Below are 15579 nucleotides of genomic sequence, written 5' to 3'. Positions count from 1 at the left end.
AGCCGCTGTTCAATTACGTCTGAGGAGGCTTCAGTGTACACAGCCGTTGCCTCCTCATTCCTGTCGAAAAGAAGTCCCGAAAAGCCGCCACTGTCACGACGTTCTGAGCTTAGCTAAAGACGGATGATCCCAGCATTCAGATGCACGTGGCAAAACTATCACTTTCAAATATAATCTTTGATCTTGATAATTTGGCTATCCACCGCTCTCAGAGAGCCGTTAACGATCGGGTGCAGAAAGCCGATCAACAACTCGATGGCGGTGCAGATCAGAATCAGGTTGCGCTCGACGGGAGCATGAGTCGCATCAACGATCAGCAGTACTAGCTGTACGCCGTCCTCAGAACGGCTGTGCCGTGCTAATGGGCTGCACAAGAGCCCCGCTTTGTGAACGCTGCTAATCCAGAGACATCTGAATTGCTGCATCTCAGCTGTTTATCCTACAAAAACTGCTCTTACCGAAAATTTCCTCGAGGAATTTCGGCAAAACACGATGTCGAAAACGGCGTGATTCTCGTCGACGACGCGAACAACCTCCAGGCTGCACTTCACCGAGCAGGGCTCCGATTTCAGATACGACGCCATGGAAATCGCAACAGTATCGAACATATCTATCGAGAGGTAAAACGTCGAACCTCTTTGTTTTCAAACTATTTCAGTCACGTCGAACCGGAGACAGCTAAAAAGTGGCTCCAAAGCTTCGCTCGCTGGCACAATGCCTAAAGTAAACACTACCCCCAGGCGGGGTCGAAATTCTTCAGTTTCTGATAGCCACCAGTTCACATAGCGCAGTCGACGGTCTTAACGCGCTGTTGAACTGTTCCCATTCGTGCGCGATCGGCTTTTGATTACATCAATGTCTATTCAGTGATCTTCCCGTGATGCTGTTCGGTAACCTGGTGTTGTCCCCCTCTCCGCTATTACGTCGACGTAACTAAGCTGATCAGATCTAACGGGGAGACGGTCTCGATGACTCTCTCCCGGGGAAGCGGCGCCCTGAGCCGGTTCCACGATCCGCGCTTACCCGATGGCAGCGGAGTGCTTCAAAGTGGCCCGACTATCATGTACATAATATCCACAGATGAATTTTTCCGAGATGTAGAATTTAGAGAGACCGAAAGTCCGATGCGTTCTATAACAGGCTTACTTATACAAACTCATTCCCGCATTTCTGCTGCTCGATTGCGCAAAGCGCGAATATACACACGTACCCGGTATTCATACTGCCGGCTGTAAGAAACTGAAGAATTCCGCCACCCCGGGGTGGCGCATATCTTTATGAATTTACAGCCGGCAGTATCAGGAAGATCGAAGTGACAAGCGACCCAAGTAACGGACATCCACTTGCGCTGCGAGATAGGTCATGACACCCTATCGCTGTTCAGCCGGTGCCATCGAACTACTGCTGTACTCTGAAGACGATGGATTCAGAGCGTCCGAGCGACCAGTTCGGGAATACTGGCGACTTCGAGATTGAGGTCGTTCTCTGTTATTGTTTCCGAGAGATGGCGTTTGCATTCCGGACTGGCGACAGCAACAGTGTCGGCCCCCGCGGTGACAACCTCGTCCAAAACCGTCTGTCCGACTTTCTGGGCGACATCCGGGTGCATTTTCCGGACACCAATATCCCCGCCACAGCTAAAGGCTTTATTCCGGTTGTGGCGCAGTTCTTCTCTGTGGAGTCCTGGGATCGAATCGAGAACTTCTCGCGGTGGCTCGTGAATATCTGACGTGTCGTATTCGTTCCGGTCGATCGGTGCCGTGTGGCGGGACAGCTCGTATGGATCGTGGTAGCTGACAGTTTCTGACACAGTACTGTTCAGCTCGAGTGTTCCCTCTTCGAGCAGTGTCTGAATGAACTGCGAGGAGTGAACAATCTCGGGAGAGATATCGTGACCGAAGTGGGGGTAGTAGTCGTTCAACGCCCGGTAACATTCCGGACAATCGACAACGAGCGTCTCGAATCCACGGTTATTAATTGCGTTTGCATTGTGTTCCATCAAATCCAGGGCTGTGTCTCGCAGCCCTAACTTGTACTGGGGAAGCCCACAGCAGCGTTCTTCTTCGACAATCCCGGCGGCGACGTCGCTCGCATCGAGTATCGCAGCGAGTGACTCGAAGATTTCCGGTTCGTAGTAGGCAGTTGTACAGCCAATCCAGAGACCAACCGATGGCGCTGTTCGATCCTGGAATCGGTTCAGTACGGTGCTGTCGATGTTCGCAAACCGCTGGTTGTGTGGCTCGCCGTATGCATTGTGTTCCCTTTGTGATCGGTGGCGAACATCCTCTACTGCAGGTGGCGCGTATCCGTGTTCGACCACGTCGGTCCGTCCAGCGATCATGTTTGCCCGAATGTCCATCGACTCACCACACCACGCAGTTGATTCTCCCCCAAGTGTCGTTTTGTACAGGACTTCGGCAGCTTCTTCTAAATGGGTTTCAGGTGGGTGGTCTTTCGGATTTTCCTTTTCTTGCAGAATCTTCTGCAGCATCATGTTACGTATGTGGGGTGCAGATGTTTCGGTCCCGTCGTGCCTGTGGAACGCATCCACGTTTTTACACATCAGGGGGCAATACGCGCAGATTTTGATTTCGTCGGCTCGTTCGTCGATATGCATGTTAATGACCTCCCAGCCCCATCACGCCGGGATTCATGATGTTTTTCGGATCGATCGATTCTTTGATATTTGCGAGGACATCGTGACTGCCCTCGTCTTGTTTCCGTAGGAACCGGCCGAGGAGTCGACCGGTGCCGTGATGGTGGTCGACGACACCGTCGTACTCCAACGAGATCGGGACGAGTGTACTCCAGACTTCGTTGTACAGTTTGAGCATATCAGTATCTGCAGGGATGTCACGGATGTGCCACCGACTGTAGAACATGGTCCCGGAGTTGTACCAGTGGGAGAAATGCGCGTGAATCCACGCGGTGTACTCGTCACCGAATTTCTCCTCGAAGGCAGTTTCCATTGCCTGGTAGGCCTCCTCGGCTTTGTCGTAGGGGACACTCGTCGTTACTGTTCCAGCCATTCCGTCGGAATGGCCGCCGCGCAACGCCTGGTAGTTCTGAACCGAATCCTCGTTCGGGTAGTAGTCGGCGTATTTGTTCTCCCACCACTCCCGGCCGCGGTCGGCACCCATATCTTCACCACCCTCCGCAGTACAGATCTCCAGTGCACTGCGTTCTTTCGCGTCGACAACCGGCTCCGGTCCATCCCAGCTAAGGATTACATAGGCACCTTCTTTCTCGACGCCCCAGGTCTCTTTAAACGTCCTGGCCGTCTCCTCTTCGTTGTAGAGCCTGGCAAGCGCAGGCGTCAACCCCTTCTGGACGATCTTCCGCATCGCTGTATACCCCGATTCGAAGTCGGGGAACAGAATCGCTCTGAACCGGCGCTCGTCGGGGAAGTGATGGATCTTGAGCGTTGCCTCGGTGATGATTCCGAAGGCCCCCTCGGAGCCGACGAACAGCTGGTCGAGGTCGGGACCGGCCGCGTGGGCGGGAACCGGTTTCGTCTTGACGACCTCGCCAGTCGGTAAGACGACCTCCATGCCGAGGATCATATCTTCGATTTTTCCGTAGGCTGTCGACAGCCGACCGGCTGACCGGAGCGCAAGCATCCCGCCGACTGTTGCACTGTAGTGTGAGGCCGGCAGATGACCCGAGGTAAACCCACGCTCGTTCAGATAGTCCTCGTACTCCCAGTTGCCGATGCCGGGCTGCACCGTTGCGGTGAGTGACTCCTCGTTTACGTCCACGATATCTTTCATCCGCTTGAGGTCGACGAGAATCCCACCGTACTCGGGGACGTTACCCCCCATCCCCGAACTTCCCATCCCGAACGGAGTGACCGGGATCCCCTCGCGGTGTGCGAAGGCGACGATCTGGGAGACGTGCTCGGTTGTGTGTGGATAGACGCCGACAGCCGGTACCGGAATCGCTTCATCGTCCATCCACAACTGACGTGTATACCAGTTGCAGTTCATCGAATGAGCGACCTGTTCCTGTTCACTCTCTACGACGTTTTCCTCGCCGACGATCGAACGTAACTCTTCGTAGAGTAATGATTGGGATATTCTAGACATTCAACATCCTCGATAATGAGGAATTAAGGCAAATGTATAAATCTTCTCCCTATTTATAAAACGGCGTACTGTGTTGTTCGCGACAATGTGCATGATCGCGATATGAACTCCGCGCTTGACAAGTTACTTGTCAAACTTGCGGGTACTGTCTTGACAAGTCACTCGTCAAATTCAGAGATTCCATCAACCAACAACAACACTTCCCCGTCGAGACGGGCGAACTCTAACTGCATACAACAATTATGAACGATGCATTAAAGTAGGAGCTACATCGTAAACCAGAGAGCATGGGAGAGTCACCGAAAGTGGTTGTCATTGGTGGCGGCGCCACCGGAGTCGGGACCGCCCGGGATCTCGCGATGCGGGGGTTCGACGTCACCCTCGTCGAGAAAGGAAACCTGACACACGGGACGAGCGGCAGAATGAGCGGCCTGCTACACAGCGGGGGCCGGTACGCTGTCACGGATAAAGAGAGTGCTCGCGCCTGTATTCAGGAGAACCGTGTGCTGCGAGAAATTGCGTCACACTGTATCGAGATGACCGGGGGACTGTTCGTGCAGTTACCGGGTGACGATGACGAATACTTCCAGCAGAAACTGGAGGGGTTACGGGCTTGCGACATCCCCGCGGAAGTCCTCTCGCCAACTGAAGCACTCGAAATGGAACCCCATCTCACTAGAGAAATCGAGCGGGCGATCTCGGTACCTGATGGTGCCGTCGATCCGTTCCGACTCGTCGTCGCGACTGCGATCAGTGCGGAGAACCACGGCGCGCGCATTGAAACCCACACGGAGGTCACTGATATTGTCACAGATGGAACTCAGGTAACCGGTGTCGAGGTCGAATACCAGGAGTCCGAGGGCGGCGGTACACCAACTGGGTCCGACCTGATTGAAGCAGACCACGTCGTCAACGCCGCCGGGGCCTGGACGGGCAAGATCGGTGCCATGGTCGATGTCGATATCGATGTGACGCCCGCAAAGGGGGCCATGGTGCTTATGAACGTTCGACAGGTCGACACAGTGATCAACCGGTGTCGACCACGAACCAGCGGTGACGCAATCGTTCCACACGAGACGACGGTTATTCTGGGGACGACTGACGAAGAGGTCGAGGACCCCGAGGAATTTCCCGAGGAGGAGTGGGAGGTCGACTTCCTTATCGAACAGACGTCACAGATGGTTCCCATGCTACAACAGGCACGGTCGATCCGGTCGTACTGGGGCGTCCGGCCGCTGTACTCGCCGTCTGAGAGCGGTGACGAGGAAACGCAAAAAGTCACCCGGGCCCACGCGCTGTTGGACCACGACGAGCGTGACGGCGTGGCCGGGTTTACCACGATCGTGGGAGGCAAGCTGATCACCTACCGTGAAATGGCCGAGGAGGTTGCGGACCACCTCTGTGACGTGTTTGGTGTCGATGCCACCTGCCGAACTGACGAGGTGCCACTCCCGGGGAGCGAGGACGATGCGGTACTGACTGAAGGAATGAATCGGTACGGTCTTCGGTCACCAGTGGCTCGTCGGTCCAAAGAGCGTCTCGGTAGTCGGTACGACGAGGTTCTCTCGACCACTGACTGCAATCCGACAATCTGTGAGTGTGAGGGTGTCACGAGAGCAGAGTTGCAAGATGCAATCAGCCAGTCAGGTGCGAATCTCAACGCGGTCCGTATTCGGACACGCGCATCAATGGGGACCTGTCAGGGTGGACTCTGTGCACAGAAGATGGCCTCGGAACTTTACCCCACATTCGACGCAGACCGGATCCGGACCGAACTGGACGATCTCTGGCAGGAACGCTGGAAAGGACAGCGCCACGCACTCTGGGGTGAGCAACTCTCACAAGCAATGTTGAACTACGCTCTCCATGCGACAACGATGAACCGGGATCACAGCCCAGCAGAGCGAGACGAATCGATTGATTTCGCCGCGTTCGACGCTGGTCCCCCTACCGAACCAGGGCACCTCTCCCCGGAAGAGTGACAGCATGGTTCTAGTCCAAGCTATGTAAACTACCAATCAACTAGTGTAATCAATAATTAATAAATGTTATATATCCACTCTTCGAGTTCCGTTTGTGGTAGCCTATGACAAGTGAGTATATCATGGCACTGGATGAGGGAACGACCAGTGCTCGAGCAGTAATTTACGACCATTCGGGAACAATCCAGGGAACAGGGCAGTTCGAATTCGAGCAGATCTATCCGAACCCTGGCTGGGTTGAGCACGATCCAAGCGAAATATGGGATGCACAAAAACGCTCGATGGACGTTGCACTGGACGAAGCAGGTCTCGAGCCCGACGACATGGCGGCAATCGGAATAACTAATCAACGACAGACGACAGTCCCATTCGATGCGGAGACCGGTGTCCCTGTCCACAATGCCATCGTCTGGCAGGATATGCGAACGACAGAGATGCTGGAAGAACTCAATGAAGAGTACGGGAAAGAGATCTTCGCCCAGAAGACAGGACTGGTCCCTGACGAACATCCGACAGGGACCAATATCAAGTGGTATCTCGACAACAAACCCGAAATCGCTGACAAAGCCGAAACTGGTGAGGTGCTGTTGAGTAGCATCGATTCATACCTGATCTATCGGTTGACCGGCGGCGACGTCTATGCGACGGACTACTCCAATGCATCTCGAACGATGTTGTTCGACATCCACGAACTCGAGTGGGATGACGAACTCATGGAGATCCTTGGAGTTCCCGAGGCGATTCTTCCCGAGGTCAAGGAGTCGAGCGAAATCTACGGCTATACCGACGAGGACGTGTTCGGAGCCGAAGTCCCGATCGCGGGCGTTGCAGGCGACCAGCATGCGGCGCTGTTCGGACAGGCATGTTACGAACCCGGGATGGTCAAAAACACGTACGGGACCGGGAACTTCATGTTCATGAACACCGGTACGGAGCCCTACGAGTCCGACGACCTGCTGACCACAATCGCGTGGGGACTCGACGGTGAAGCCGTCTACGCACTCGAAGGGAGTATCTACACGAGTGGCGCGAGTGTCCAGTGGTTGCGAGACGATCTAAACATCATCGAGGTCGAAGAGGAGGTCGAGGTTCTCGCGAAGTCGGTCGATAGCAATGAGGGTATTTATTTTATCCCAGCATTCAGCGGACTCAACGCACCATACTGGAACAAGAACGCGCGCGGGACACTCGTCGGTGTCACGAGAGGAGCTGGCCGGGCTCAGCTCGCACGTGCCGTGCTCGAATCAACCGCCTACTACTCCCACGACATCGTCGAGGTCATGGAAGAGGATACGGATATCGCACTTGCAGAGATCCGTGTTGACGGTGGAGCGGCCCACAATGATTTCCTGATGGGCTTTCAGGCAGACATCTCGGGTACACCTGTCGTCCGACCGGAAGTGCTTGAAACGACTTCTCTCGGTGCCTCGTATCTTGCTGGCCTTGCCGTCGACTACTGGGAAGACCAGGATGAAATCGAAGCGCTCTGGCAAAGCGATGAGGTCTTCGAACCCGATATGCCCGACGAGAAGCGAACGGCACTCCACGCTGGCTGGAAAAAAGCTGTCGAACGGTCGCTCGACTGGGCCGAAGAACTACGCGAGGCTGGCATCGAAATCGAAGAGTAACTGGCACTGTCACTGTAGGCTCTTAGCGTGTCCAACTTGTGGCCAGCATGCTGGATCCCGCGCTGGGCCACGAGCCATTAAAGATAATCACAATTGTATAAAAATAATATCTATACTTGATATCTTATATAATTTCTCTCGGCGACAGTGAACGGAGTCAGCTAAAAGAAGATAGCTGTGGCAGAGGAATGATCTTATCACACACGTCTGGGGAATGTCGATCGGCGAGTTAGAAACCGTCTATTTGCCGCTCGCTGTCACAGATAGTACACTGAAGGACAAAAACAGTGTCACCGTCGATGGTTCGCTCCACTGGTTGGTGTCGCGTCAGGTCGTCACACTCACTGCATTCTTCTTCAATAATCGTGTCGTCATCTGTCTTCGGAGCGCCGATGGCGACAACCCTTGCTGGTTTGTCCCCCACAGCATGTGCGCGCTGTCGGTGATTTTTTGGCACAAAAAACGCTTCGTCGGCACCAACCTGATACTCGGTTTCCGGTGTCTCAAACACTACTGTCCCCTCAAGAACCAGAAATAACTCCTCGTGGTCGGGATGACGGTGAAATCCCCATGGCAACTGCTCGCCTGGCTGTGCAGTAAAGAGGTTCACGCCGAATGCTGTCGCTCCGACCGCTTCGTCCAGTTCCAGTTTTTCGCTCGCCGGAGTCCGGGAACTCGTAAGCGTCTCGGTATCGATCTTGGTAAAGTCAGTCATTCAATCGTCTCTTTGGACCGACTGAATAAAATTGCTTCTAATATATACGATATATTATATTATACCGGATATATAATAGATCAATCAATAGAATTATGCCAATAGCCCACAACGAAACTGTATGGCGCCCCCACTATTTCTCGACATGGATGGCACACTCACACGCCCAGACGATCCTGACGCACTCGATCCACGGGTGTTCCACGAACTCCCGTACTGGAAGGGGCCGATCGTATTTGCTACGGGAAACCAGTTTCCCTACCCTGTTGCCCTGTGTGATTTCCTCGGGTTACCTCGGCGCGTCATCGCCGAGAACGGAGGCGTCGTCCACGTTGACGGCGAGACATCCTACGACGGAGACAGAGACGGTGCGCAGTCGGTTATCGACGAGTTCAGGGAACGAGGTGGATCGATCGGCTGGGACGAGAGCCCGATGAATCGATGGCGCGAAACCGAAATCGTCGTCGAACTGTCCGCTGACGGTGACTTGCTCCGGGAGGTCGCATCGACCTACGAGATGGAAGTCTATGACACGGGCTACGCCTATCACGTGAAGGCACCATGGGTCGAGAAGGGCCGCGGTCTCGAACTGGTCTGTGAGGATCTAGATATCGATCCAGAAGATGCCGTTGCGGTCGGCGACAGCGTGAACGACGTATCCATGTTCGAGACCGCTGGTCGCTCGTTCGCAGTTGCGAACGCTGACGATTCCGCGATTGCTGCAGCTGACTTTGTCACAGAGGGAAGTCATATGAATGGAACAATGGAGGCACTCTATACCGTTTGAAACGAGCTCTAGAACTCTTTTGCTCGAATTATCGTGTACTCCTCCGAGACGTCAGCAGCATCCTCGGGAAGCAGTGCGGCGATCAGGTATGGTGTAAACTCTGCAAAGTACTCGAGCAGTGCAGCGATCCGATTGGCGTCGATTGCTTCGAGCGAATCCAGCAACATTATCGGCAACGTCTCGTGCACGTCGTGAACGAGATAGCCAGCGAGGGCAACGACGAAGCCGATGAGCTTTCGCTCGGATTCCGAAAGTGTCTCCACCGTATCCTCGTAGGCGCTCCCGTTATCCTCGCGAACGACGTGTAGCTCGATGTCAGCCTCGTCACTCGACTCGGAGACGAGGCGTTCGATCCAGATCCGGCTGATGTTTTCGTATTCGAGGATATCGAGTACCTCCGCCATTCGTTCATTGAATGCCTCGACTGCCGACCGCTCCAAGGACTCGATTCTGCCACGGAGTGCGGTCAGTTCTTCGGTGATTTCGTCTTCCCGGGCGTTCAACTCTGCCTCTTCGTCCACTCGTCGTTCGATTTTTACAATCTCATTTTCGACGTTTTCGATCTCTTCTTCGATTCGTCCGCGTTCGTACTGTCGGTCACTCAGCCGCTCGTAGATGTCGACGAGGTCACTGTCGCGGATCTCTTTTGACTGCTCTGCCTCGCGTTGTAACCGCTCAATCTCGTCACGCTTGGTTGCAGCATCCTCCGTGAGTTTGCTGATCTGTTCGTTTCGGTATTTGATCTCTCGTTCGAGTTCTCTGCGCCGGTTTTCGATCTCTTTGAGTTCTATTTTCTTTTCATTCAGCCTATTTCGTTCTGTTCGCACCTCTTCGATTTCAGCAGTTACCTCGTTCCGTTCTGTTCGCTTTTCAGCGACGACAGTCCGGAGTGTATCAATCCGCTCCTGGATCTCGTCTCGCTGAACTGAACTACCACACGTCCAGCACTGGACGCTCTGTGAGGCAGGGTCGAGCTTACCGGTAAGCTCGTCAGGCTCGTCAAGGACACTTGTCTCGTTTTTGAGTAACTCCGAATTGACCTCGAGAATTGCCTCCAAGTCGTTGATTGTCGCCTCCAGTTCCCTTTTTTGTGTTTTCAGGGTATCGATCCGGTCGGAGAGTCGTTCTAGCTCCTCAACTGGGACGTCCAGTGACTCTATTTCTTCTTCGGCTTCCGCATATCGCTTTTGTAGAGTTGTCAGTTTCTCGCGGTGGTGGCGGATTTTGTCTTCTATATCCGCAAGCTCTTGTTGTCCGTCTTGGAGGTCCTCGAGCAATTGTTCCGCTTGCTTTGCTCCGGATTCCTCTATTTCGTATTCAGAGACGGACGCCTCCAACTCTTCGATTTCTGACTCGATCTCCACGAGATCTGTCTGTAGCTTCTCACGCTTGTTTCGAAGTTCGGGGAGCCTCGTCCGTTCGCTCTCGATCCGCTCTCTCTTCTCGGCAATCGTTTTCCGTTCATCCTTCAGTTCTGTGATCTGGCGCTGGATCTCGTCGGTGTCGACCGGTCGCATTAGTACCTCACGCAGATCCCCATTCAATTCTACGGCCCTGCGCGCATGATTGTCTGCGAGCATCACTGCGAACGTATCGACGAGTTTCGGCTCCGTCGTAAACGGTGAGCCACCGACTGAGACGTGAGAACCCGTGCGCTCGTACGTGCGGTTGTACGTCTCTTCGCCGACTGATAATCGGACATAACCGTCTGTGCTGTCCGTTTTCAGTGTTGCACCTGTCTCGTCCGCTCCAAGAGCTGACGCGATGCTCCGTAACAGCGACGTTCTGTTGGTCGCGTTCTCCCCGACGAGCACGGTCACACCCCTGGGTATCTCAACCGAACAGTCTTCGATCCCCCCGAGATTAGAAACCTCAACGTGCAGGTCTGCATCGGAACTTGTGGAGAGATCAGACGTACCCGTGTTTGACATAATCGTTAGTGCCTCAACGGTAATCAGGGGAAGAATAAAAAATAGCCGTTCTACATGGTGGATAGCCTGGGATATGTTTTAAGGTTTCCGTGGGCATTCACAGCCCTCATTGTCGAGTAGGGCATCGATTGTATAACTCTGCCCACATTCGGTGCACGTTATGCGCGTCGTGTAGGTCATATCGAATTCGCCGAGAGAGAGAACGTTTTTCCGCTGCAGTCGTTCCAACGTTCGTTCGAGAATTGTATGTTCACGTTCCTGAATAGCATCGATGAGGTCACTCGCTTCTGTGATAGACTCTACTCCGGTACGATCGGTTTTGACGCCGAGACAGTCACGGAGATGTTGACGGACAAGTTCGTGCGAGACGAAATCCTTCTCCAGTTCGTCGAGATCGACACCATTGAACTCCAGTTGATCACGGACTGCTGCCCGCCGCTCGCGTGGCACATCTTCGTCGGTCAGCACGCGATAGATGGATTCAGGGTCGCCAATAACATCGGCTCCTGTTTCACCTACCGTTGCGTCCAAGACCCTCCTATTAAAAAACCGAGCCAGCTCTCTGAGGCTCATCCCCTCTTGGATTCGCCGTTCTTTAATTTCGGCATGGATACCGGATAATTCATATTTAGAGGCCACACGGCCAAGTTTGCATTTGTCTTCGGTTGGCAAATCCATTAGGAATGACGAACCGCGGCTAACACTTGAATGCATGCTCTTTTAGATCCAAACAGTATGAAGCCATCACACAGAGCCAATTCCTTCGTGACTGTAACGACGCTGAAGATGGCCTTCGCCCGGGTCAAGAAACGGTTGACCTTGACGACATTCTTCAGGTCAGTGTACTGAACACGGTTCACGATCCGGACATGAAGCAAATCACTGCCTCCATCGGAATCTCAACGTTCGCCTTGGGGAACTCTTTTTCACCAAGACTCTGGGGTACGTGAAAATCAACTGCCAACTCCTCAAGACGGCCAGCGACTGCCATGAGAAGAATGAAGATCTAGGAAACTCCCGCCAGCATCGCTACCGACTTCACAGGGACCCGAACAGAATCAGAAGCAACTACCTGAAGCTCTGTAGGAAATAATTGATTCCGAAAGCTCCGTTCAATATCATGTCCAGAACAAGCCTCTGAAGACAGGAAACCGATCGAGACAATAGCGTCGGGTTCAATATCACACTGGGCACTCCCAGTCGTATTGTGGATCAGTCGGACCGAGGTGAAAATCTCCAAAACAGAGCAGTCGATGCATGATACGAGATTTGTGTCGGTCTATCTTATTGATACGATCCTAACTATTTTGATCACTTATATGTATATTGAGGTAATTCGGGGTGGTCGGAGACTCTTTCCGTCGTTTGAATAGTTGTGTACGAAGTCGGTATCGGACCTCGTAGTGTATGCGCCTTTTTTATTGTGAACAATCCGATATGCACCTCTGCGACGAAGCTACCGTCAGGTGAGTTGCGAACTCTTCTAGAAATTATCATCAGATAGTCTCACGCGTGAAGACGAGACACTCGTTCTCCCAGTTCAATGAGTGCGATGAGTTTATTCTCCGGAACTGGTTGATATCCGGTCAACTCAACCGAGACGTTCACACGCTGTTCCGCCTGGTTCACCAGTGGATACTCCACTGGATGGCCGTTGTGATAATGTCCATGGATGGTCCCCCCATCCCAGAATCTGGGCGCATTCTCGGGTCGGTGGGTACAGCAGAACTCGCGATCACCACGTTTGAGGATATAATATTGGTGAGTGTTGACACCGTCGACGTATCGACTGGGGGTATCATGGTTGCCTTTGATGAAGATGACGCGTCCATGTAACTCATCAAGCCACCGGCGCAGACTCTTTTCATCGGCGAACCGACCGAGATCTCCGAGGAACACAACCACATCGTCAGCCCTAACCTCATCGTTCCACTTGTCGATAAGTGTCTGATTCATTTCTTCAATCGAGTCAAACGGCCGGTCGCAGTATTCGACCAGTGTCCATGCAGGTGGAATTTCCGCACCGCACTTTCGACATCGCCCAAGAACCTGGTTTTGTCAATCATTCAAAGGGATGGGCTGAGAGTGTGACAGTTATCCGTCAAGGTGGAAGTTCATATCCACAAAAGTAAAGATTTGATGTATGTGTATCTGCCGAGAGACGACGGATATCCGATGAGAGGAGTCGGCATTTTGTTATATATACTTGAGTATATTGTATACTTCAGTCAAATATTTTCTCGACAACAGACGACCCGCCCTAAACAGAGGAGCTGGAGTGGGCACCCATCCTAAGAACATCAGAAGATGTTAACCAATAGATCAAACACACTTTCGAATTGTTGGTTAAGAACTTGCTACGAATTTCCACCCCCACACCCCGTGTGCGAAATGAAATGTAACGAAGAGCACTGCTGTATTAGATCGAGAAGATTTGAAGAATAGTAAGAGAAGATCTTAGAGTTGACTAATCCTGGAGTACAGCTCCAAAATCCAAAGTTGTAACTGGAGTGTAATATATTATTGTCATATATGATAATCTTCTATTTTGACGGACTTTAGTAACGGTAAAGTTCTGGTTGACAGAGTATCTATATAAATCTTCTCACCAGAATGAATCCTTGCTCTATTCTTGCTGATTGGGTTGTCTACCTCTTAATATCTCCTTTACAGGCCACTTTGTTCCCTAAGTTCTCTTCCGCACCCTTTGTCTCTCAGTGGATTTCATTTCGCACACGGGGTGTGGGGGTTAGCGGAGTCATTCACTCAACAATTTCTTTGAAGAATAACTCGTCCAGGTCTCGAGTTCACTCTTATAATCATAGGAGCAGTGGATTTCATTTCGCACATGGGGTGTCTCTACCCAATTGATTTCGCCCGCGGTTGCTCATCTTTCTGTATTTCCTCTGGAAAACGACCTCTACCCTGTAAATACAAGGAATTTAAAATCGCACACGGTACCCCTTATCTATTTATAGCTCGAACAATTTCCAAATAACATGACTGACGGCAACGACCAGCAATCTATCAAAGGCCGTCTTCAAGAAGGAGTTCAGAACTCTGTCTTTCGAGATAAGGGGCTTCTCGACCCGGATACAGTTATCGACGAGGACCGAATCGTCGGTCGAGATAACCAACTGGACGATATCATCACGTACCTCCGACCGGCATTGCAGGGGAACCGACCTCCCAATATGCTTCTGTACGGTCCATCAGGAACAGGAAAGTCACTCATCATTAATGCAGTCTGCCAGCAGTTACTCGAACTTGCAGATACCCAGGACCGTCGGTTTGGTGTTATCGAAATCAACTGTCAGACGATTAAATCTCACGATCGCGCTGTCTATCGTCTTGTCGAGAATGCTGCTGTCGAAGCCGGTGTAAATGTTGGAGTCCCCGAGAGTGGTGTGTCGACGGATCAAAAGCTCAATCGTTTCTACGAGATCCTGAGTAAAAACTTCGATTCGGTAATCATCATTCTCGATGAAGTCGATCTCTTGGTTGGTCGACAGCGGGATCCAAACGAAGAACCAGCTTATTCGAAACTCCTGTATCAGCTCTCTCGAGCGTCACAACTGGGCAAAATAGAGGGGGATATCTCGGTAGCGGCTCTCACTAATGATCCGAGATTTATGGAGAATCTCGATGGCCGAGCAGAGAGCTCGTTCAACCCACAAGATGTCGTCTTCTCTGATTACGACGCAAACCAATTACAGTCGATTCTCGAACGACGTCGAGATGCTTACCAAGACGGCGTCCTCGTGGAGGGAATCATTCCACTCAGTTCTGCATTCGCCGCACAGGATCACGGCGACGCTCGAAAAGCGATCGATCTGTTCCGAAAGGCTGGCGAAATTGCGGACCGCAATGGAGAAAATGAGGTCCATGAAGAGCACGTTCGCGATGCACAGAAAGAAGCTGAGCGTGATCGGACGTTGACTCAGATGCAGGGTTTGTCGACGCAAAAGAAACTCTCGTTATATGCAACCGCAATTGTTCCAATCTATTCAGAACGCAATCTAAACGCAGTTCCCAATACAATCGCCTATCGCGTCTATCAATACCTCACTGATATTCTCGACACCGACGAGAAATCACGCGATTCGTATCTTCGGTACATGAATGAGGCTGAAACATATAATTTCGTCACGTCGGAGAAACGAGGGCGTGGGTACGGGAGTGGGGTTCACAAGGAGTATACGTTCGTCGACGACCCTGAGGTAGTCGCTGAAACCCTCAAGGCTGACATTCGGCTGGAAGAGGCAGAGAGTGAAGAAGAACTCATCAAGTCAGTTGTGAACGCTCAGATTGAGGATTTTTTCGAAGGAAACTAATCGCCAGTCGCCCGCAGTCGTCTGATAATTCATTTCGCACATGGGGTGTCCCTTTGCAGAAGTCATAACATAAATATGTGTCTGACAACAGTTGGCAATTTTTCATTTCGCACACGG

General features: G+C 52.3%; 10 protein-coding genes and 1 pseudogene. 5 read left to right on the top strand and 6 right to left on the bottom strand.

Features of this window, described 5'->3' with window-relative positions; genetic code table 11:
* Positions 1-143 precede the first annotated feature (143 nt).
* Positions 144-722: pseudogene (locus tag EOW68_RS19020) on the top strand (transposase domain-containing protein); the annotation flags it as partial.
* Between the two features lie 704 nt (positions 723-1426).
* Here the strand turns inward: EOW68_RS19020 and EOW68_RS17800 are convergent.
* Both EOW68_RS17800 and EOW68_RS17795 read right to left on the bottom strand, forming a co-directional pair.
* Positions 1427-2359: a (Fe-S)-binding protein gene (locus EOW68_RS17800; RefSeq protein ID WP_431359045.1), complete on the bottom strand. Its 933-nt coding sequence runs from the start codon at positions 2357-2359 to the stop codon at positions 1427-1429.
* Positions 2360-2618: 259 nt separating this feature from the next.
* Positions 2619-4085 (bottom strand): FAD-binding oxidoreductase, encoded by a 1467-nt coding sequence (locus EOW68_RS17795; RefSeq protein ID WP_128226496.1) that lies wholly within the window; start codon positions 4083-4085, stop codon positions 2619-2621.
* A gap of 287 nt (positions 4086-4372) precedes the next feature.
* Between EOW68_RS17795 and glpA the strand changes: the two genes are divergently transcribed.
* A complete protein-coding gene (gene glpA, locus EOW68_RS17790) occupies positions 4373-6067 on the top strand; it encodes an anaerobic glycerol-3-phosphate dehydrogenase subunit GlpA (protein ID WP_128226495.1) in 1695 nt (564 codons plus the stop codon).
* Between the two features lie 104 nt (positions 6068-6171).
* A complete protein-coding gene (gene glpK / locus EOW68_RS17785; protein WP_128226494.1) occupies positions 6172-7695 on the top strand; it encodes a glycerol kinase GlpK in 1524 nt (507 codons plus the stop codon).
* Positions 7696-7924: 229 nt separating this feature from the next.
* On the opposite strand, the gene EOW68_RS17780 is transcribed toward glpK, so the two are convergent.
* On the bottom strand, positions 7925-8410 hold the full coding sequence (locus EOW68_RS17780) for a cupin domain-containing protein (RefSeq protein WP_128226493.1): 486 nt from the start codon (positions 8408-8410) through the stop codon (positions 7925-7927).
* A 121-nt stretch (positions 8411-8531) separates the two neighbouring features.
* On the opposite strand from EOW68_RS17780, the gene EOW68_RS17775 reads away from it, so the two are divergent.
* Positions 8532-9197, top strand: coding sequence for an HAD-IIB family hydrolase (locus EOW68_RS17775; RefSeq protein ID WP_128226492.1), 666 nt, complete (start codon positions 8532-8534; stop codon positions 9195-9197).
* An 8-nt stretch (positions 9198-9205) separates the two neighbouring features.
* Here EOW68_RS17775 and EOW68_RS17770 read toward each other — a convergent pair whose 3' ends face one another.
* The 3 genes from EOW68_RS17770 to EOW68_RS17760 form a co-directional block, all read right to left on the bottom strand.
* A complete protein-coding gene (locus EOW68_RS17770) occupies positions 9206-11128 on the bottom strand; it encodes an archaea-specific SMC-related protein (protein WP_128226491.1) in 1923 nt (640 codons plus the stop codon).
* A 78-nt stretch (positions 11129-11206) separates the two neighbouring features.
* Positions 11207-11806, bottom strand: a complete 600-nt coding sequence (gene rdfA, locus EOW68_RS17765; RefSeq protein ID WP_128226490.1) for a rod-determining factor RdfA — start codon at positions 11804-11806, stop codon at positions 11207-11209.
* A gap of 828 nt (positions 11807-12634) precedes the next feature.
* The gene (locus tag EOW68_RS17760; RefSeq protein WP_128226489.1) at positions 12635-13084 is read right to left on the bottom strand and encodes a metallophosphoesterase; all 450 of its coding nucleotides are present in this window, start codon (positions 13082-13084) and stop codon (positions 12635-12637) included.
* 1043 nt (positions 13085-14127) lie between these two features.
* Between EOW68_RS17760 and EOW68_RS17755 the strand changes: the two genes are divergently transcribed.
* Entirely contained in the window at positions 14128-15462 is a 1335-nt protein-coding gene (locus EOW68_RS17755; protein WP_128226488.1) for an orc1/cdc6 family replication initiation protein, read from the top strand.
* Positions 15463-15579: the final 117 nt, after the last annotated feature.

It is taken from the genome of Halovenus amylolytica, assembly GCA_004015825.1.
GTDB classification, from domain to species: Archaea; Halobacteriota; Halobacteria; order Halobacteriales; family Haloarculaceae; genus Halovenus; species Halovenus amylolytica.
The sequence above is the reverse complement of the archived record's forward strand: the minus strand, read 5'-3'. Positions and strand labels throughout refer to the sequence as shown.